We start from the raw sequence: 20,003 nt of genomic DNA, 5'->3' as shown, positions 1-20,003 counted from the left end.
GCGTGGGAGCACGGCGGCAAAACCGAACTCAACAACCTCATTTTGAGATGCCGTCCGGACCACCTGGCAAAACACGGCGACGGCGGCCGCGTCTGGCAGGACGACAACGGCGTCACGCACCACCAAACCAGAACCGGCCAGGCCTACACCAGCTACCCCGACGGGTCCTGGATCAACCACGGCGTCCAACCACCACCCCCGCCACCACCGGACCCCTTCGACAACCCGGAACCACCACCCTTCTGACACTTAGGGTGTGGAGCAAGTGGGATGCGTTCTACTTTCGGACCTAATGGCGCACAGCTGTCTTGGCAGAGCGAGTCGGGCACTCGATGCTGGCTTCAACGTCCGTCTGCCACATGCATCACCCGATAGCTGGGCAACGGATGACTGCCTCACCGCGTCGACTGGAAGGGGCGGCGGCTCGGCTGAAGACTGCAGGCGCTTCGCGGCCGCTCACCGTCCGAATCAGTACTCGACGACGGGCGTCAGGGTTACGTTGCCGTCGTTGACGGCCAGGCTCCCGGTGAAGTTGAATTCTTCCTCAAGGGCCCGGGGATGGGCAACGCCGGTAAACAGGTCGATCTCGACGACGTTGAGCTTGGCTGTACCGACCAGCGGTTCCATCACCCACGAGCCACGGCTGGGGTTGATGGCGATCTTCGGATACTCGGTGATTTCCCAGTCGATGCTGTCGTCCCGCACCCGGTCCATTGCGGCGCTGAAGGGACAGCCTGTCGGCTGCAGCACTGCTTGCTCGGCGCATCCGTCCAGGAAAGCCCGGACCTGCTTGTCGACTTCGTCGATGAGCTTCTCGGTCGCCTTGGTCTCCAGTGACAGCCGTGCCCCGGACGACTGCTCAGGTTCCGTCAGCACGGATTCGACCACCGGAGCGGCGAAGAACTCGCTGGTGAAGTGGGCCTCGAACGATCCCGGGTAGAACACGGCGAACTCGTTCTTCCCCTCGGGCAGGGCCACCCGCGTGCCGTTGAGGGATGCCTCGTTCTCGTTGACCACCCCGACTTCCACCGTGGGCAGTTTCGTCGGCACGAAGCTCCACTGGTCGAAGAACATCCAGCTCGTCCCGGATCTCTCCAGCTCAAAGGAGGTAGTGTGCGGCGTCCCTTCGATCGTGTAGTTCGCCGGCACCTCAACACGGTCGGCGTCCAGCACCACCGGGTCCCCGACCTCAAGGTCCTCGATCTCCGCGACCGACTGCTTCAGCGGAGCGCCGTCCAGCAGCGCTGCGTTCGCATCCGGCACGGTGGAGTTGAGCAGCCCGAGCGCCCGGGAACCGTCGCCGTCCTTCAACGCATCAAAATAGGCGCGGACCTGGTGCTGCGGGCTGTAAACCTTCTGGTTCACAAGGACAATGGTGACGACGGCGGCAGCTACAGCGAGCATGAAGCACAACAGCCAGGCGGCTACAGTCCTAAGTACCGTCGAATTTCCCACCCTCATACGTTACCTGTTGGGCTGACGGAAGCTTTGACCGGTGTTATCTACGTTACGTCGAACGGCGGTACGTGGATTCTCTGCTGCCGGCGTTCTACCAGCGGCGGCGACGGCGGCGGGTTCCGAAGAGCCCACGGACGAGTTCGCGGCCCAAGGTGGTCGCAGCTTGCATGGCGACGTCCCTGATCATGTCGGCCGTCTCGTTTTGAGGCTCCTGCTTTCGAGAGCTGGGCGGATGGGTACGGCGTCGCTCCCGCCCGGCTTCGACGGACCCGGGGCGTGAAGCTTTGCCGGCAGGGACGCTGCGGGGGAGCGGCGAAGGCGGCGGAGTAGCCGGCCGGCTGGAGGGCCGCCCAAGGATATCTTCTTCGATCCGCCGGGCCTCAGCGTCGATATCGGATTGCGTTGCCGGCGCAGGGGCGGGCTTTTGCGTCGTCGTGATTTCAGCAGGCACTCTCGCCGGTTCGGTGGCGCCGCTGAGCTTTTCGAAGGCGGAGTGGCTGTCCACGGCCGGGCCGTACACGGCCAGCAGCGGCGACTGCTTTACCAGCTCCTCAACAGTGCCGGCGGGGGAGGGGCCGATGGTCGATTCCGGGGCGAACATGCGGGTCAGTGCGACCGGGGTCGGCGCGCCACGCTCGTTCATCACGGTAACAACGGCTTCACCGATGCCGGCGCTGGTGAGGATTTCCTCCAGGTCGTAGCCGCTGATGGGGAAGGTGGAGACAGTGGCTTTCAGGGCCTTGGCATCGTCCGGAGTGAAGGCGCGCAGCGCGTGCTGGATCCGGTTGGCAAGCTGGCCGAGCACCTCGGAGGGCACATCCTTGGGCGTCTGGGTCACGAAGAAGATTCCGACACCCTTGGACCGGATGAGCCGGACGGTGGTCATGATGGACTGCAGGAATGCTTTGGACGCTCCGCGGAAGAGCAGATGAGCCTCGTCGAGGAAGAACACGAGCTTCGGCTTGTCCAGATCGCCGACCTCGGGCAGCTCGGCAAACAGGTCGGCCAGCAGCCACATCAGGAAGGTGGAGAACAGGGCAGGCTTGCCCTGCAGGGTGGGCAGCTCCAGGCAGGAAATGATGCCCTGTCCGCCGGGCGTCCTGCGCAGCAGTTCGGAGGTGTCGAATTCGGCCTCGCCAAAGAACCGGTCCATGCCTTGGGCCTCCAGCGAGACGAGCTCCCGCAGGATCACGCCGGCGGTGGATTTCGAGAGGGCGCCAAGGGCCTCGAGCTGCTCCTTGCCGTCGTCGGACATGAGGAACCGGATGACGGCGCGCAGGTCGGCCAGGTTGTAGAGCTCCAGGTCATTCTGGTCCGCATAGTGGAAGACCAGTTGCAGGCTGGACTCCTGTGTCTCGTTCAGGTCCATCACCCGCGCCAGCAACAACGGTCCGAAGTCCGACACCCGTGCCCGCACGGGGACCCCCTTGCCGTCGCCGCCAAGGCTGAAGTACTCCACGGGAAATGCCTTGCCCGACCAGTCCTGGCCCACGCTCGCCACGCGCTCACGCAGCTTCGCGCCGCCGTCGGCAGGGGTGGACAGCCCCGTCAGATCGCCCTTGAGATCTGCCAGGAACACGGGTACGCCGTGGGCGCTGAGCTGTTCGGCGATCACCTGCAGCGTCACGGTTTTGCCGGTGCCGGTGGCTCCCGCTACCAGACCATGCCGGTTCATCATGGCCAGCGGCAGTTGCACGTGCACATCGGGATGAGCCTGGTCCTCCACCATCGCCGCTCCCAGCCGAACGGTGGGTCCGTCGAACTGGTAGCCCGTGCGGATTTCCTCCAGCAGTCCGGCCTCGGTATTCGCCATGAGAGCAGAGTACACAGAAACGTGCTAGGCCAGCAGTGCGGCAAGCCCCATCATCGCCGGCACCGCCACGATGGTTGTCAGCAGCACCGTGTCCTTGGCGATCATCACGCCGCTTTGGTAGCGCTGCGCTGTGACAAAGACGTTCTGGGCGGAGGGCAGTGCGGCGAGCACGACGGCGGAGAACAGCAGGTGCCCTTCCATGCCTAGGGCGAAGCGTGCCACGAGATAGGCGATGGCCGGCTGCAGGACCAGCTTCAGCACCGTGCCCAGCAGGACGTCCGCCCGCCGGCCGCCCTCGGCCTGCAGTGGTTTGGAACCGTTCAGCGAAATGCCGAAGGCAATCAGCATGGCGGGCACTGCCGCTCCGCCGATCAGCCGGATCGGCTCCATGACCAGTTGCGGCGGCTCCCACTCGGTCGCTGCGAGCAGGAGCCCAATGGCGGTGCCGATGAGTACCGGATTCCGGACGATCTGCAGCAGGAAGCTGAACAGGGTGGTCCGGTGGCGGCTGGTCGTGGAGTCCAGCGCCATGAGGAATATGGGCGAGAAGAACGCCAGCTGGAAGATCAGCACCGGGGCCACCAGGGTCGCGTCACCGAGCACATAGGCTGCCACCGGAATGCCGAGGTTGGCGGAGTTCACCAGGGAAGCGGACATCGAACCGATCAGCGCTTCGGAGACATCCCGCTTCAGCCAGAGCCGTACGGCAGCGAAGAACACAACGGCCACCGCAACTGCACTGACGGCGGCGACGATGAGCGTTTCGGAAAAGATGACGGCGAGGTCGGAGCGGCTCAGCGTCTCGAGCAGCAGGCACGGGCTGGCGACGAAGAAGGCCAGCCGGCTCAGCGCCTGGCTTCCGCCCTGGCCCAGGACATCGGCCCGCCCCACGGCAACGCCCACGAGTATGACTACCCAGACAACAGAGAACCCGGCAATGACCCCCAGCACGTCGCGGCGTTCTCGCCGCTACTTGACGGCAAACGGCGGGCGCATGAGCCCTTCAGTGACAGCCTCCGCCGGATCCGATCCGAGCTGGACGATCTTGTTCGCGGCATCGACATGGACAACCTTCGGCACGTAGGCCTTGGCTTCCTCGGTGGTCATGTCCGCATAGGTGATCAGGATGACCAGGTCGCCCTCATGGACCAGATGGGCGGCTGGACCGTTGATGCCCATCACGCCGGAACCGCGCTCGCCGGCGATCGTGTAGGTCTCGAGCCGGGCGCCGTTCGTGACGTCCACGATCGAGACCAGCTCGCCGGGGAGGATGTCCGCGGCGTCGAGCAGGTCGAGGTCCACCGTCACGGAGCCGACGTAGTGCAGGTCTGCCTGGGTGACGGTGGCGCGATGGATCTTGGACTTAAACATCTTTCGGTTCATCGGTGCCAAGTTTAGTCTGTGTTCGGCCTACCTCCTATCGTTGACGGATTGTTGCTCCGGCTTGGGAAAACGCTGCCAAATTGCTGGTCCGCCCACAGGCGCGGGGCTAGGGTGGAACCATCAGGCAGCCGAGCTGTCCGACGCCGTATGGTCGACCATCCACCGAAGCAGGAGGCCGTTATGAGCACGAATGCGCAGGACAAGAACGACGGCGGTGCCCGCCGAGGCGACGAGGGTGCGGGACGGATTGTGGGCGGCAATGCGCCCCGGGAAGGGCGGCCCGCCTCCAGCCCTCCGCCAGCCTCCGGGCGTCCAACCGAACCTGCGACCGCGCCGCAGACCACGGTCCTGGGAACGGCCGGCGGCTCGGGAGCTGCCGCGGCCGGGACCAATGAAACGACCGTGCTCGATACCTCCGGGCGGTCCGCAGCGTCCGGGACAACCAATGAGACAACCGTGCTGGACACCACGGCGGCGGGCGCAGGTGCTGCGGGAGCCGGGGGCTCCAGGCGGCAGCGGCTCAGCGCGGAGCGGCAACTGGAAGAGGAGCGGCCTTCCACCGACACGAACGCCTACCGCCCGGCCTCGCCACTGGACCGGGATTCGGTCTTCGTCAACCAGCGCGAAGCCTACGGCGGCGTGAAGATCGGTTCGGCCTTCTTCGGCTGGCTCAGCGCAGCCGCGCTGACCGTCCTGCTGTTCTCGGTGGTAGCCGGCGCCGTGGCTGCCTTCGGATTCAATACGGGCGCCTTGCCTCAAGACCCCCGGTCCCTCGCCACGGATAACAGCTCCCTGGGCATCACGGCCATAGTGGTATCGCTCGTACTGCTGCTCATCGCCTACTTCGGCGGTGGCTATGTGGCTGGCCGCATGGCCCGCTTCGACGGACTGCGCCAGGGACTGGCCGTCTGGGTCTGGGGGATCGTTATGGCCGCCCTTGCCGCGGTGATCGGCCTGGCCACCGGGGGACTGGACATCATTGGGACGGTGACCGGCAGCGAAGCTGTGACGTCCATGCTGCAGGATCTGACCGTTCCCGGCCTGGTCGCCCTCGGCGTCGTCCTCGTGGTGACACTCATTGGCGCGCTGCTCGGCGGCCTTACCGGAATGCGCTACCACCGCCGGGTCGACCGGGCTGGTTTCGAGCCGCCGGAAGAGTATTAGGAAGCCGAGGCAGGGCAGCAGGGTGCCGCGGAAGAAGCAATGGCATCTGGGGAAGAGCACCAGCGGCCCGCAACAAGCACCGGGACAAAGAACGGCCCTGCCAGCTGGCAGGGCCGTTCACATGGAGCGGGCGACGGGAATCGAACCCGCGTATCAAGCTTGGGAAGCTAGCGCTCTACCATTGAGCTACGCCCGCCTGGTCGCTTACTGCGGGGCACCGGCCCCGCGCGACAACGAGATCCAGCTTACCCCAGAGTTGGACCCGAGCTGTATTTGAGCAGCCGTGTGTCTCGCCCGAAGGCTAAAGCCGTGTGTCTCGCCCGAAGGCCAATGCGGCGGGGCACTCACGCGCAGGCCGTGTCAGTCCGGCAACTGAACCTGCCTATCAGGCGTTGGCGCCTTCCCGTCCGCGGGCGTTGGCGATTTCCTCGGCCCGGGCGGTATTCGCTTCCTCGGTCAGGGCGGCGCCGGCTTCGGCGTCACGGGTGAGGTTTTCGCCGGTTTCCGGGTCGAACAGGTGCAGCCGGCGGGTGTCCAGCCAGAGTTCGGCGGGGCGGCCGCCGCGGATCCTGCTGGCGGCATCGAGGGTCACCACGATCTGCGGGCGGAGTTCGTCGGCGTCCATGTCGCGGGCGAGGCTGTCCAGCAGGGAACGGACCTCGGGATCCGGATCGAAGTTGATATAGCCGTACTGTTCGTTGCCGAGCCACTCGGTGTGCGTGAGTTCCGCCGTGAAGGTCGACCCATGCGGTCGTTTGGCGTCGTCCACCATGCTGGCGTCCTCGAAGTATTCCGGCCGCACGCCGACCAGGACCACGCGCTTGCCCTCCGCAGCGGTCGCCTTGTCCACGGAGATCCCGATGTTGCCGATGGCGGTCTTGAGGACTCCGCCTTCCAGGGTGGCGGGCAGGAAGTTCATCGAGGGGGAGCCGATGAAGCCGGCGACGAACAGGTTGACCGGCTGCTCGTAGAGTTCGCGCGGGGAAGCGATCTGCTGCAGCACGCCCTTCTTGAGCACGGCCACGCGGTCTCCAAGCGTCATGGCCTCGGTCTGGTCATGGGTGACGTAGACGGAGGTGACGCCGAGGCGGCGCTGCATCTGGGAGATTTCCGAGCGCATCTGGCCGCGGAGCTTCGCATCCAGGTTGGACAGCGGCTCATCGAACAGGAAGGCATCGGCATGCCTCACGATGGCCCGGCCCATCGCGACGCGCTGGCGCTGGCCGCCGGAGAGGTTGCCCGGCTTGCGCTCCAGATGGTCGGTCAGTTCCAGCGTCCTGGCCGCGTCCGTGACCAGCCGCTTGATCTCGTCCTCGGTGTGCTTGCCCTTGCCGAGCCGGAGCGGGAAGGCGATGTTCTCGAAGACGGTCAGGTGCGGGTAGAGGGCGTAGTTCTGGAACACCATTGCCAGGTTGCGGTCCCGGGGTGCCTTCTCGTTGACGCGCTCGCCGTTGATCAGCAGGTCGCCGGAGGTGATGTCCTCCAGGCCGACGATCATCCGCAGCAACGTCGACTTGCCGCAGCCGGAGGGTCCGACGAGGATGATGAACTCGCCGTCGGCAATGTCGATGCTGACGTTGTTGACCGCCGGGTAGCCGTCGCCGTACTGCTTGACGAGGTTCTTCAGGGTGATCGATGCCATGGCTTCGGATACCTTTCTGTCGGCGGGTCAGCCCTTGACGGCGCCCTGGGTCAGGCCTGAGACGATCTGGCGCTGGAAGAGGAGCACCAGCAGGACAATCGGGATGGTGACGATGATGGCGGCGGCAGAAATCGCGCCGACCGGAGCCTCGAACTGGGAGGCGCCGGTGAAGAACGCCAGGGCTGCGGGCACGGGACGGGCAGCTTCGGTGGAAGTGAGCGAAATGCCGTACACGAAGTCGTTCCACGCGATGAAGAAGGCGATGATCGCCGTCGTAAATACCCCCGGTGCGGCCAGCGGCACGATGGCTTTGCGGAACGCCTGCCAGGTGGTGGCGCCGTCCACCTGCGCGGCCTGCTCCAGTTCCCACGGGATCTGTCGGAAGAAGGCCGCCAGGGTCCAGATCGAGATCGGCAGCGTCAGCGAGAGGTAGGGGATGATCAGGCCGGGCCAGGTGTCGTACAGCCCGATGGTGCGCCAGAGGTTGAACAGCGGCGTGACGATGGAGATCACGGGGAAGATGGAGACCGCCAGCGCGGTGGTCAGGATCAGCTTCTTGCCCGGGAAGTCCAGCCGCGCGATCGCGTAGGCGCAGAGCGTGGCAAGGACGACGGCGATAAAGGTTGCGATGAGTGCGATGCCAATGGAATTCCAGAGCGAGCTGAGGAACAGGCCCTGGGCGTCGCCGACCAGGATCTCTTCGTAGTTCACGCCGCTCCAGTTCGTGGGCAGGAACTTGCCGGACGTGAGGTCGCTCGGCTCCTTGAAGGAGGTGGCGAGGATCGAGGCCACCGGGAACAGGGCGTAGACCAGCACGAAGATCGAGATGACGGTCCAGACCACCCGCTCCTTGGTGCGTGAGCCTTTCATTACTTACCCCCTCGGGCGCCGGCGAGGTCGACTTTGAAGAGCTTGATGGCGATGAAGCAGATCAGCAGCACGCAGATGAACAGCAGCACCGAGACCGCCGAGCCGAGGCCGATCTCCAGCCGGCTGATCGACGTGCGGTAGGCCAGCAGCGAGAGCACCTCGGTGCCGAACGCGCCGTTGGTCATGATGAACACGTTGTCGAAGATCCGGAAGGCATCCAGCGCCCGGAACAGCACGGCCACCATGATGGCGGCCTTCATGTTCGGCAGGACCACCCGGCTCATCCGCTCCCACCAGGTGGCGCCGTCCACCTCGGCGGCCTCGGTCAGTTCATCCGGCACCTGGGCCAGCCCGGCCAGCAGCAGCAGGGAGATGAAGGGCGTGGTCTTCCAGATTTCCGAGGCCATGATGACGAACAGCGACGTGCTGCCCTGGGCGAACCAGTTCAGGTCCGGATCGATCCCCGGCACCCAGTCGAACCAGTTGTTGACGAAGCCCGAGTTGATGTCGAAGGCGTAGAACCAGGCGAATGCCGAGACCACGGTGATGATGCCGTAGGGAACCAGGATGGCCGTGCGGAGCAGCCCGCGCACGGACTTGAGCGCCTTGTGCATGACCAGGGCCAGCGCAAAGCCGAGGATGAGTTCGACGACGACGGTCACCACCGTGATCAGGAGCGTCACCCCGAGGTCCCGCCACCAGACCTGGTCCGACAGAATCACGGCGTAGTTGCCCAGGCCGATGAACTCGCGCTCGTCCGGGGCGGTCAGGCGGTAGCTGAAGAGCGAGTCGAAGACCGCCTGGAGGATGGGGTACGCGGTCACGGCGAGCATGACCACGAACGCCGGCCCGGCGAGCAGCCAGCCGAGCCGGCGCTCGGCCTTGGCCCGGTCGCTGTACTGCTGCGGCGCCCGGGGCTCGGTCTTCGGACTGCTGGTCTTGACGGAGGTGCTCACAGCAGGTTCTCCCCTTCCAGCACCGATTCGATGAAGGCGGCCGTGGTCCGCGGCGTGCTTTGCGGATCAACGTCGGCCGGAGGCGTCCAGCGCAGCTGCAGGCTGGTGGTGACCTCGTTGTAGTACGGCGTCTGCGGCCGCGGTGCGGACAGCTCCAGGGACTCGCGGATGGTGTCCGCCATCGGGAAGTTCTCCTGGATCTGCGGGTCCTCGTAGGCTTCCGTGTTCGACGGCGGATTGCCGTTGGTAACGAAGTATTCGGCCTGGTTCTCCGGGGTCACGATGCATTCGATCGCCTGGTAGGCAAGGTCGGGATGCTCGCTCTCGGCGCCGACGCCGAGATTGATGCCGCCGAGCGGGGGAGCGGTGGGCTCGCCCTCGTTCACGCGCGGGTACAGTGTCCAGCCGATGTCCTCGATCAGCGACTCGTCCAAGGACCCGGCCTCCACCGCTGCGTTCGTGGCAGGCCAGACGAAGGGCCAGTTGACCATGAAGGAGCCGTCGTCCCCTTGGAACAGGATCATCGAGTTGTTCTCGTCCTGGGTCGGCAGGCCGGGGCTGCCCAGGCCTTCCTTGCCGATCGTGGAGATGATCTCGGCCGCCTTGACGCCGGCATCGGAGGTCAGCCCCAGCCGGATCTCGTCCGCAGGAGCCTCGGGGTTCTCGATGATCTGGCCCCCTGCGGATTCGACCAGTGCGTTGATCCAGACGGTCATGGATTCCCCGCGCTGGCCCTGGACGCCGAGGTACTTGTCCTGGCTTTCGGCGGCTTCGATCAGCTGGTCCCACGTGACCGGCTGGCTCATGTCCAGCCCGGCAGCTTCCGCCACCGACTTGCGGTACCACAGCAGCTGCGTGTTGGCCCAGAACGGTACTGTGACGAGTTCGCCCTTCCACTGCGCGCCGGCCAGAGCGCCCTCCACCACGTTCTGCGTGGTCCGCTCCGTTACGTCCGCGGGGACCGGTGCGAGGAAGCCCGGCTCGGCGAGCTCGGGGATGAAAGGCGGGTCCAGGCTCATGATGTCCAGCGAGGAATCGCCGGCCGCCAGGCGCCGGGCGAGCTGCTCGCGCTGCGAGGCGGCATCGTTGGGCAGCAGGGAGGTTTCGATCCGGTAGGCCCCGCCGGATTCGGCAGTGCATTTTTCGGCGATGGCTTCCTGGCCGCCGTCGTCCGGGTTGATGTACCAGGTCAAGGTCGGGGTGCCGGACTCCGCAGCACAGCCCGAGAGCAGCATCGCGCCGAGGGCCACTGTCACGCCGGCCAGGGCCCGGGGTCTGTTGCGGTTACGGGATTGCGGCCTTTCCGCGTGCGGCATATCGCGCCTCCACCTCGTTGTAGGACGTAGGGATGGCTGTGCTGGAAGTCACCCTAAGCAACCTTGCTATCTGACCATAAGCCTGCGATCCGAGTTTGGGCTAGGCACTGTGGCATCTCGAAATGGAAAAGATGCCTTGCCGGTGGCGCTGGCGGGCCGGACCATTCAGTGGGCGAGCTCCGGCTCCTTGGAAATTCTGCGGACTATGGGTTCGGCGAAGCGCGAAATGACCGGGCCGGCAACGGCCGTCAACATGACGTAGGCGGTCACCAGCGCTGCCAGTTCGCCGTCGATGGCACCCGACGCGACCGCCAGGCCGGCAATCACGATGGAGAACTCGCCGCGGGCGATCAGCGCAGTGCCGGCGCGCAGCCGCCCCCCAGCGGCCGATTCCCGCCCGCCGGGCTGCCCACGAGCCGGTGGCCATCTTGGTCGCGGTGGTGGCCACCGCCAGCAACAGGGCCCAGCCGAGGACTGGCGGAATGGTCGCCGGGTCGGTATTGAGGCCGAACACGACGAAGAACATCGCGGCGAAAACATCGCGGAGCGGCGCCAGCACGCGGACGGCGTTCTCCGCCGTCGTACCTGAAATGGCAATCCCCAGCAGGAAGGCGCCCACGGCAGCGGAGACCTGCATGGCGGAGGCAAAGCCGGCGACCAGCAGGGCGGCACCGATCAGCCGGAGCAGGAAGGTCTCCTGCTCGGGGCTGTGGATCCACGCCGAGATCCGGTGCCCGTGCCGCAGCGCCAGCACCAGGACGACCGTCACCACCAGCAGGGCGACCCCCACGGCCTGCAGGCCGCCGAGGAAGCTCGCCCCGGCCAGCACGGTGGTCAGCAGCGGCAGGTAGCCCGCCATGGCCAGGTCTTCGAGCACCAGGATGGACAGCACCGCGGGCGTTTCCCGGTTTCCGAGCCGGCCGAGGTCGGTGAGCACCTTGGCCGCGATGCCCGACGAGGAAATGAACGTCACGCCGCCCAGGACCATGGCGCCGACCGGTCCCCAGCCGAGCATCAGGGCCAGCAGCGCACCCGGAGTGAAGTTGAGCGCCAGGTCGAGCAGGCCGGCCCGCCAAGCCTGGCCGAGCCCGGTCACCAGCTCGGCCGCGGAATATTCCAGACCGAGCATCAGCAGCAGGAGCACCACGCCGATCTCGCTGGCGACGTGCCCGAACTCGGCGATTCCTTCGAACCCGATGAGTCCGCCCGTGCCGAACGCCAGGCCGCCCAGCAGGTACAGCGGCACCGGCGACATGCCAACCCGCGCCGCCAGCCGGCCCAGCAGTCCGAGCCCGAGGAAGACAATGCCGAGTTCAATCAGGGCAATCGTGGTACTGCCCACTGTTGGCTCAGCTTCCGTTCAGGATGCTGGCTGCCGCCGCCAGGCCGTCGGCGGTTCCCACAACGATCAGGACGTCGCCCGGCTGCAGCCTTTCCGACGGTCCCGGCGAAGGCACCACGTCGCCCTCGCGCACGATCGCGACAATCGATGCCCCGGTGCGGCTGCGCAGCTGCGTAGCGCCCAAGGTCTTTTCCGCAAAAGGGGACTCGCGCGTGATGGGCAGCTGCCGGGTCTTGATGCCCGGCAACCCGCGGTGTTCCTCACTCAGCTGGGCCACCAGCTGAGGCCCGCCCAGCAGGCTGCCCAGTGTGGCTGCCTCCTGCAGGCTCAGCGGGATTGAAGCCAGGCACGCATCCGGATCGTCTACTTTGGAGACGATGAGCTCGGTCTGCCCGTCCCGGTGGATGACGATGCCGACGCGGCGGCCGGAATCGAGCACGAGCTCACGCCTGACACCGATGCCCGGCAGCGGGGTTTCTTCCACATCCATGGCTCCACTGTAGAACCTGTCCGACCAGCGTGGGCGGCGGCGCGTACGCTGGTAGGAAAGCCGGATCGACACAGTGGAGTGCCATGTCCGTAGAGAAGAACACGCGCCGCATCGAAACGGGGATCGAAACCGATTTCTCCGGCAAGATGAGCTACGGCTCGTACCTGCAGCTGGACCAGCTGCTTTCCGCCCAGAAGCCGGTCAGCCGGCCGGAACACCACGATGAGCTGCTGTTCATCATCCAGCACCAGACCTCGGAACTGTGGCTCAAACTCGTCCTGCACGAGCTGCGCACGGTCCGGAGCAAGCTGCAGGCCGACGACCTGCGCTTCGCCATGAAAGGCATCGCCCGGATCAAGCACATCCAGCGCTCGCTGACCGAGCAGTGGTCCGTGCTGGCCACCCTGACCCCGTCCGAATACGCCGAGTTCCGTGGTGATCTCGGCTCCTCGTCGGGTTTCCAGTCCTGGCAGTACCGTGCAGTGGAGTTCCTGCTCGGCAATAAGAACAAGGACATGCTGGCCGTCTTTGCCGACGATCCGGCGGCGCACGCCCTGCTGGCCGAGCTGCTGGATAAAACGAGCGTGTATGACGAGTTCCTGGCCTACCTGGACCGGCGCGGGTACGCCGTGCCGCACGAACTGCTCAAGCGCGACTTCAGCCAGGCGTACGTGTTCAGCCCCGAACTGGTGCAGACGTTCAAGTTCGTCTACGAGCACGCGCACGAGAACTGGGACGTCTACGAGGCCTGCGAGGAGCTCGTCGACCTGGAGGACAACTTCCAGCTCTGGCGCTTCCGGCACCTGAAGACCGTGGAACGCACCATCGGGCTCAAGCGGGGGACCGGCGGGTCCTCGGGCGTCGGTTTCCTGCGCCACGCCCTGGACCTGACGTTCTTCCCGGAACTGTTCGCGGTCCGCACGGAGATCGGCCGCAGCTGAGCGGATGAAAAGTACGACGCCGGGAACGCGCCTTAAGCTCGCAAGGGCGGGTTCCCGGCGTCGTACCTTACGGCCCTGGCGGAACCGGGAGGCCGTGGCGGTACCTATACACGCCCTAGCGGAAAACGTTGTAGGCCTTGAACCCGGTGCCCTCCTGCGTGCGCGTGCCGAAGCGGCCCTTGCTGTAGGGGTAGTAGCGCAGTTTGCCGTCCCGGAACTTGGCCATGAAACCCGTGGAGCCGGACGACGTGTAGCCGTAGAGCGGCGTGATGCCGGCGACCTGGTCCCAGCCGCTGCCGCCGATCTGCTTGCGCGCCGAGGCTGACGTGCTGACCGCGCCCGTGCCGTTGCCGGGGTAGACGTAGAGCTCGCCAGTGCGGCGCACGGCGACGATGTCCTGCTTGCCGTCCTGGTTCCAATCCAGCAACGTCGGCCAGTACTTGCCCCAGCCGCGGCTGAACACCTTGCCGGCTGAGAGGCCGGCGCCCGAACCGTTGCGGTAGTACAGCATCGCGCCGTCGGACCAGCGTTTGGCCACTAGGCCCGGATAGCGGTCCGCGGAGACCCAGTTGCCGACCGTGATGTCGTACCTGGCGAAGCCGCTGCCGACCTGCCGCGGGGCATGGAATCCGCCGCCGGCCTTGCCAATGTTGACCAGCAGCCGGCCGTCCTTCATCTGCAGCAGCAGGTCGATGGTGCCGTCCCGGTTCCAGTCCACGGAGGTGCCGGTCCGGACGCCGGCGTAGGCGGTGTCGATCCGCACCCGCGCGTGCAGCCGGCTGCCGCCGCCGGGATAGCGCCAGAGCTCGCCGGCGCTGTCCGCGGCGAGGACGTCCGCATAGCTGCGCACGCTCGGTTTGCCCAGCACGTAGTAGTGCTCCATGGTCGGGATCTTCTTGGTCCGCATCTCGGCGGCGAGGGTGGTGCCGACATAGCGCAGGTGCCACGGCTCATACGTGTAGCCGGTGGTGCCTTCGTGGCCCTTGGGATAGCGGATGATGAAGCCGTATTTGTAGGCGTTGGCAGCCACCCACTTGCCGGCGGCGGTGTCGCCGAAACAGGCGGAGAGCCCGCAGGAGCCGCTGGCCAGGCCGACGTCCACGGCCAGGCCGGTCTGGTGTTCGCTGTAGCCCGGCCGCGCCGAGATCCGGTCTGCGTAGGCCTTGCCGTAGACCCGGACGTAGTAGTTGTACAGGTCGCGCTGCTGGGCGTAGGAGCGGTAGGCGCTGACCACGATGATCGAGTGGCCGGCGTTGGCCGCGCCGGTGAACAGGCCGGAGAGCTTCGACCGGACGTCGGAGCGCATCCGGTGCCCGGTGTTTTTCCAGGCCACCAACGACGGCGAGTAGGTGGCCGGGCTGAGCGGGTGGTCCTTGTTGACCAGGACCCTGGCGTTTGCCGGATCCCGCACCGGCTCGGCCGCTTGGGCAGGCGCGGCGGTGAAGAGCGTCAGCACCAGCGCCGCGGCCGTGGCCAGGACGCCCAGCATCGGCCGCAGGCGGCGTGGTTGCGTCGTCGTCATTTCCGGTAACCCCCTGTGAAAGTGCGGACGCTGCCGCGGCAGCCGTGCTCCCATCCTCGCACCGGGAAAGGCCGGACGGACAGAGTGGCGCGGCGTTTCACGCGCGGCCGGTGCGATGTTTCACGGTGTCTGGGCCCAGTGTTTCACGGCCGCCGCAACGTGATTCAGGACGGGCGTGGCACATGCGATATTTTGGGATGGTGCTGATCTCAGACCGGGACATCCGGACCGAAATCGATGCCCGCCGCATCGTCCTCGACCCCTACCTGCCGGAGATGGTCCAGCCCTCCAGCGTGGACGTCCGGTTGGACCGGTTCTTCCGGCTGTTCGATAACCACAAGTACGCGCACATCGATCCGCAGCTGGAGCAGCCGGACCTGACGCGGCTGGTCGAAGTGGATCCCGACGAGCCCTTCATCCTGCACCCGGGCGAGTTCGTGCTCGGCTCAACCTATGAGACGGTCACGCTGCCCGAGGACATCGCCGCCCGGCTGGAGGGCAAGTCGTCGCTGGGCAGGCTGGGGCTGCTCACCCACTCCACGGCCGGCTTCATCGACCCCGGCTTCTCCGGCCACGTGACGCTCGAGCTGTCCAACATGGCCACGCTGCCGATCAAGCTCTGGCCCGGTTCCAAGATCGGGCAGCTCTGCTTCTTCCGGTTGTCCTCCCCGGCCGAGTACGCCTATGGATCCGGGCAGTACGGCAACCGCTACCAGGGGCAGCGGGGTCCGACGGCGTCGCGCAGCCACCTGAACTTCCACCGCACCAAGATCGAGCGCTAGGGCGGCGGCCGTGCCTGGGGCGCTCGTCGTCTCCTCGCGCGGAGTCGGGCAGCGCACGGGCGTCCTTCCGTCCCACGTTCAGCCCTAACTACCCAACTTTCAGCTTCAAGCAAAGCCCTGACCTGCGGCGATGCGTAGCCCGCGTTTTAAACGTGGGCACGAACGTTGGCTCGTCGCGGGTTCGGCCGGCTTCGCCGGGCCCCGTGGCCGCTCTACGCCGCCGGGGTTTGTGCTTTCGGGATCCTGGCGGGCTCCTTGATGGGAAGCAGCACCAGCAGGCCGGCCAGCAGGACGACCAGGATCCCGAGGATGCCGAAGCGCTGTTCCCCGAAGATGCTGATGGACAGGGCGAAGAGCGCGGGCGCCAGGAAGCTGACGGCGCGGCCGGTGGTGGCGTAGAGGCCGAAGTACTCGCCTTCTTCGCCGCGCGGCGCCAGCCGGGCGAGGTAGGCGCGGCTGGATGATTGCGCGGGGCCGACGAACAGGCAGAGCAGGAGCCCGAAGACCCAGAAGGTGGTGTCTCCGGTCCAGGCAATGCCGAAGATCCCGTAGTCGCCCGCACCGAGCACTAGGACAGCCGTGCCGGTGATGAGCAGGCCGATGAGCGAGCCGGCAATGACTTTCTTGGGGCCGAGGCGGTCGTCGAGGAAGCCGCCGGCCACGGCGCCGAGGGCGGCGACGATGTTTCCGGCGATGGCGAAGATGATGACGCCCGTGAGCGTGAATCCGAATGTGCCGGCAGCGATGACGCCGCCGAAGGTGAAGACGGCGGCCAGTCCGTCGCGGAAGACCGCGCTGGCAAGCAGGAAGAAGATGGTGTGCGGGCTGGTCCGGTAGATGGCCTTGATCCGGCGGAAGAGCAGCCCGTAGGACGCAGCGAAGCCCAGCTTGGCCGCCTCGGGTTGGCGGGGAACTTCCGGCACGGTGAGCAGCACCGGCAGCGCGAAGGCCATGAACCACACTGCGGAGAAGACGGCGACCAACCGGATGTTCAACCCGTTCTCGGCGGTGGCACCGAACCAGCCGGTTTCGGGAAGGACGAAGCCGACGAGCACGAGCGCCAGTGCCACGATGCCGCCGACGTAGCCCATGGCCCAGCCGAAGCCGCTGACTTTGCCGATCGTCGACGGCGTCGAGATCTGCCCGAGCATGGCGTTGTAGTTGACTCCGGCGAACTCGGAGAAGACATTGGCCAGGGCGATCAGGCCGACGCCCAGGAAGAGCAGGCTGGGGGAGGGGTAGACGAAAAAGCACAGCGCCATCAGGACGACGACGGCACCGGTGTTGATCCCGAGCCAGTACTTCCGCCGCCCACCGGCATCGGAACGCTGGCCCGTGACCGGGGCGAGCAGCGCGACGACCAGACCGGCCAGGGCGATTCCGTAGCCGAGGATCCGGGAGGCGTAGTCCTCGCCGCCGAAGGCGGGATTCTGGACCAGGTAGACCGTGAAGACGAACGTGGTCATGACCGCGTTGAAGGCGGCCGAACCCAGTCCCAGGAGGCCCACGCGAGGACGTGCTTCTTGTTGATTTCCCCCAGGGCTGAATCGCCGGTCTCGAGCCGTGAGACCGGCGGTTGTGGCGAGTGGCTCATGACCAGATGCTACCGGCTGGAGGGGAACGCAAGTATGCCATGGGTAGAATGGAAAGCGTCTTCCCCCTTGTCTTGCCGTCGACCCAGAAGGTAGCTCCGGAGAATATCGTGCTCGTTGTGCTCACCCTGTTGTTCGTGGTGGCCTTCGTAGCGCCCTGGATTTTCCGCCGGATCGGACGCTCGACGTTCTACATTCTCGCCGCCGTACCTGCCGCCGGTTTCGTCTGGCTGCTGGCCACCTTCGACCGCTACACCACCGGCAACCAAGGCGGGCTGGCGGGCGCACCCAATGCACCGCCGTCGGAAACCATTGTGTGGATCCCGCAACTCCAATTGGATCTGGCGTTCCGGATGGACACGCTCTCAGCGGTCCTCTCCATCCTGATCCTCGGCGTCGGTGCCCTGGTCCTCTTCTACTGCGCCCGCTACTTCAAGGTCCAGGATCCGAATATCGGGCCGTTCGGCGCACAGCTGCTGGCCTTCGCGGGCGCGATGTTCGGCCTCGTGGTCACCGACGACCTGATCATGCTCTACATGTTCTGGGAGCTGACCACGATCCTGTCGTACCTGCTGATCGGCTACGCCAGGCATCGTTTGGCAGCCCGCCGCTCGGCCCTGCAGGCGCTGATGGTCACCACCTTCGGCGGCCTCACCATGCTGGTCGGCCTGATCATGCTGGGCCAGACCGCAGGCACCTACCGGATCTCCGAAATCATGGCGCAGGCGCCCGAGCTGCTGCAGCACGGGATGCTCATCGATGTTGCGATCCTGCTGATGCTGATCGGCGCGGTCAGCAAGTCCGCGCTGGTTCCCTTCCACTTCTGGCTGCCGGCCGCGATGGCCGCGCCAACCCCGGTCAGCGCCTACCTGCACGCGGCGGCGATGGTCAAAGCCGGCATCTACCTGGTGGCCCGCCTTGCACCGGGCTTCGCCGACACGCTCTTCTGGGACTGGACCGTGCTGGGCCTCGGCCTGCTGACCATGCTCATCGGCGGCTGGCTGGCACTCAAACAGTTCGACCTGAAGCTCATCCTGGCCTACGGCACGGTCAGCCAGCTCGGGTTCCTCATGATGGTGGTCGGACTGGGCACCCGGGACGGTGCCCTGGCCGGGCTGGCGCTGCTGCTGGCCCACGGCTTCTTCAAGGCCACGCTGTTCCTGGTGGTGGGCATCATCGACCACCAGTCCGGCACCCGCGACATCCGCCAGCTTTCCGGAATCCACCGGACGGCGCCCTGGCTGTTCGCCGTGGCGCTGATCGGCGCGGCGTCCATGGCCGGGCTGCCGCCCCTGCTGGGCTTCGTGGCGAAGGAGACCGTCTATGAGACGTTCGTGCACGGGGCCGGGGAAACCGGTGCGGCCGGCTACGTGCTGCTGGCCGGCGTCGTGATCGGCTCGATGCTCACCTTCGCCTATAGCGCCCGCTTCGTCTGGGGCGGCTTCGCCTACAAGCCCAACGTCAAGAAGACGGCGTTCAAGCCGGTGCCGGTGTCCTTCCTCGCCGCCCCGGCCGTGCTGGCCGTCGCCACGGTGGCTGCCGGCCTGCTGCCCGGGCCCGCCGACGCCGCCATCCAGCCGTACGTGTCGCTCTTCGAACCGGACGGTGCCGAGGACGGACATCTGGCCCTCTGGCACGGGCTGACGCCGGCCCTCGGCCTGACCGTGCTGACGCTCGCCGTCGGCTACCTGCTCTTCCGCTACCGCGCCCGGATCGGCTCGTTCCAGGAGCGCATCTCCGGCGGCATCACCGGCGAACGCGCCTACCGCGGCATCGTGGGCGTGCTGGACGAGACGGCCGTCTGGATCACCGGACGGACGCAGCGCGGTTCGCTCATCTACTACCTGTTCGTCATCCTGGTCGTGGCCGTCGCGACGCCGCTGTCCGCGGTGTTCCTGATGGATGCGCCGTGGCCGGACAACTGGGTCCTGGCGGACACGCCGGCGCAGCTGATCGCCGGCGTCGGCATCATGCTGGCCGCGATCGGCGCGGTCCGCGCCAACAAGCGCTTCCTGGCCGTGCTCATGGTCTCGGTGACCGGCTACGGCGTCGCGTTCATCTTCGCGCTGCAGGGTGCCCCGGACCTGGCGCTGACCCAGATGCTGGTGGAGACGATCGCGCTGGTCGCCATCGTGCTGGCGCTGCGTTCCCTTCCGGCGCGGCTTTGGCTGCGGGCTCCCGGCGGCTTCAAGCTGGTGCGGGCCCTGCTCGGCGTGGCCGTTGGAGCGGCGATGGTGGTCATCGCCATGACGTCGATGGCCGCGCGCACGCAGCTTCCGGTTTCGCTGGAGTATCCGTCTTTGGCGTACGACGACGGCGGGGGCGCCAATATCGTCAACGTCACCTTGGTGGACATCAGGGCCTGGGACACCTTCGGGGAGATCTCGGTGCTGGCGATTGCCGCCACCGGTGTGGCCAGCCTGATCTTCGTCCGCAGCCGCGGCGACAAGCGGCAGCGGGCCGCGGGCGTCGCCTCCGGCTCGGTGGACCGCGTCACCGAGCTCACCCAGCGCCGCAGCGACAAGGCCGCGCTCGCCACCGCCCGCCGGTTCGCGACGGTGGCCAAGGAAACCTGGCTGGTCGCCGGGCGCACGCTGGCGCCGGAGCGCCGCTCGATCATCTTCGAGGTGATTACCCGGCTGCTGTTCCACTCCGTCATCATCTTCTCCATCTACCTGCTGCTGGCCGGCCACAACGCCCCGGGCGGCGGCTTCGCCGGCGGCCTGCTGGCC

14 protein-coding genes, 1 tRNA gene and 3 pseudogenes are annotated in these 20,003 nt (G+C 66.5%); 5 read left to right on the top strand and 13 right to left on the bottom strand.

What is annotated here, in order from left to right; translation table 11 throughout:
* Positions 1–246: pseudogene (locus D477_RS22685) on the top strand (hypothetical protein); the annotation flags it as partial.
* Between the two features lie 222 nt (positions 247–468).
* On the opposite strand, the gene D477_RS11650 reads toward D477_RS22685, so the two are convergent.
* The 4 genes from D477_RS11650 to panD all read right to left on the bottom strand — a co-directional run bounded on the left by D477_RS11650 (position 469) and on the right by panD (position 4,654).
* Positions 469–1,404 (bottom strand): hypothetical protein, encoded by a 936-nt coding sequence (locus D477_RS11650; RefSeq protein ID WP_237740780.1) that lies wholly within the window; start codon positions 1,402–1,404, stop codon positions 469–471.
* A 145-nt stretch (positions 1,405–1,549) separates the two neighbouring features.
* Positions 1,550–3,271, bottom strand: coding sequence for a helicase HerA-like domain-containing protein (locus tag D477_RS11645; protein ID WP_005269346.1), 1,722 nt, complete (start codon positions 3,269–3,271; stop codon positions 1,550–1,552).
* Between the two features lie 24 nt (positions 3,272–3,295).
* Positions 3,296–4,222 (bottom strand): AEC family transporter, encoded by a 927-nt coding sequence (locus D477_RS11640; protein ID WP_005269345.1) that lies wholly within the window; start codon positions 4,220–4,222, stop codon positions 3,296–3,298.
* Between the two features lie 18 nt (positions 4,223–4,240).
* A complete protein-coding gene (gene panD / locus D477_RS11635) occupies positions 4,241–4,654 on the bottom strand; it encodes an aspartate 1-decarboxylase (protein WP_005269344.1) in 414 nt (137 codons plus the stop codon).
* A gap of 180 nt (positions 4,655–4,834) precedes the next feature.
* Between panD and D477_RS21225 the strand changes: the two genes are divergently transcribed.
* Positions 4,835–5,818 (top strand): YrzE family protein, encoded by a 984-nt coding sequence (locus tag D477_RS21225; RefSeq protein ID WP_005269342.1) that lies wholly within the window; start codon positions 4,835–4,837, stop codon positions 5,816–5,818.
* A gap of 122 nt (positions 5,819–5,940) precedes the next feature.
* Here D477_RS21225 and D477_RS11625 read toward each other — a convergent pair.
* The 7 genes and pseudogenes from D477_RS11625 to D477_RS11595 all read right to left on the bottom strand — a co-directional run bounded on the left by D477_RS11625 (position 5,941) and on the right by D477_RS11595 (position 12,434).
* A tRNA-Gly gene (locus tag D477_RS11625) sits at positions 5,941–6,014 on the bottom strand.
* Between the two features lie 189 nt (positions 6,015–6,203).
* Complete coding sequence (locus D477_RS11620) at positions 6,204–7,460, bottom strand: ABC transporter ATP-binding protein (protein ID WP_005269340.1); 1,257 nt, start codon at positions 7,458–7,460, stop codon at positions 6,204–6,206.
* A gap of 27 nt (positions 7,461–7,487) precedes the next feature.
* Positions 7,488–8,330, bottom strand: coding sequence for a carbohydrate ABC transporter permease (locus D477_RS11615; RefSeq protein WP_005269338.1), 843 nt, complete (start codon positions 8,328–8,330; stop codon positions 7,488–7,490).
* Positions 8,330–9,286, bottom strand: coding sequence for a carbohydrate ABC transporter permease (locus D477_RS11610; RefSeq protein ID WP_005269337.1), 957 nt, complete (start codon positions 9,284–9,286; stop codon positions 8,330–8,332). The genes D477_RS11615 and D477_RS11610 overlap by 1 nt, the downstream gene beginning before the upstream one ends.
* Complete coding sequence (locus D477_RS11605; protein WP_005269336.1) at positions 9,283–10,602, bottom strand: sugar ABC transporter substrate-binding protein; 1,320 nt, start codon at positions 10,600–10,602, stop codon at positions 9,283–9,285. Before D477_RS11605 ends, D477_RS11610 begins: the two co-directional genes overlap by 4 nt.
* Positions 10,603–10,767: 165 nt before the next feature.
* A pseudogene (locus D477_RS11600) lies at positions 10,768–11,944 on the bottom strand (cation:proton antiporter).
* 7 nt (positions 11,945–11,951) lie between these two features.
* The gene (locus D477_RS11595) at positions 11,952–12,434 is read right to left on the bottom strand and encodes a cation:proton antiporter regulatory subunit (protein WP_005269334.1); all 483 of its coding nucleotides are present in this window, start codon (positions 12,432–12,434) and stop codon (positions 11,952–11,954) included.
* Between the two features lie 83 nt (positions 12,435–12,517).
* Between D477_RS11595 and D477_RS11590 the strand changes: the two genes are divergently transcribed.
* Positions 12,518–13,375 carry a tryptophan 2,3-dioxygenase gene (locus tag D477_RS11590; protein WP_005269333.1) on the top strand — a complete coding sequence of 286 codons (858 nt, stop codon included), beginning with the start codon at positions 12,518–12,520 and terminating at the stop codon, positions 13,373–13,375.
* Positions 13,376–13,490: 115 nt separating this feature from the next.
* Here the strand turns inward: D477_RS11590 and D477_RS21835 are convergent, their stop codons facing one another.
* Complete coding sequence (locus tag D477_RS21835) at positions 13,491–14,897, bottom strand: M15 family metallopeptidase (RefSeq protein WP_237740778.1); 1,407 nt, start codon at positions 14,895–14,897, stop codon at positions 13,491–13,493.
* A 200-nt stretch (positions 14,898–15,097) separates the two neighbouring features.
* Here D477_RS21835 and dcd point away from each other — a divergent pair, with 200 nt between their 5' ends.
* Positions 15,098–15,679: a dCTP deaminase gene (gene dcd, locus D477_RS11580; protein ID WP_005269331.1), complete on the top strand. Its 582-nt coding sequence runs from the start codon at positions 15,098–15,100 to the stop codon at positions 15,677–15,679.
* 212 nt (positions 15,680–15,891) lie between these two features.
* On the opposite strand, the pseudogene D477_RS11575 reads toward dcd, so the two are convergent.
* Positions 15,892–17,273, bottom strand: a pseudogene (locus D477_RS11575) (MFS transporter).
* Positions 17,274–17,381: 108 nt separating this feature from the next.
* Here D477_RS11575 and D477_RS11570 point away from each other — a divergent pair.
* Positions 17,382–20,003: Na+/H+ antiporter subunit A (locus D477_RS11570; RefSeq protein ID WP_043846710.1), on the top strand; the 2,622-nt coding region annotated here is incomplete at its 3' end.

It is taken from the genome of Arthrobacter crystallopoietes BAB-32 (genome assembly GCF_000328305.2).
Taxonomy (GTDB): domain Bacteria; phylum Actinomycetota; class Actinomycetes; order Actinomycetales; family Micrococcaceae; genus Crystallibacter; species Crystallibacter crystallopoietes_A.
This window is presented reverse-complemented; position numbering and strand designations above follow the sequence as displayed.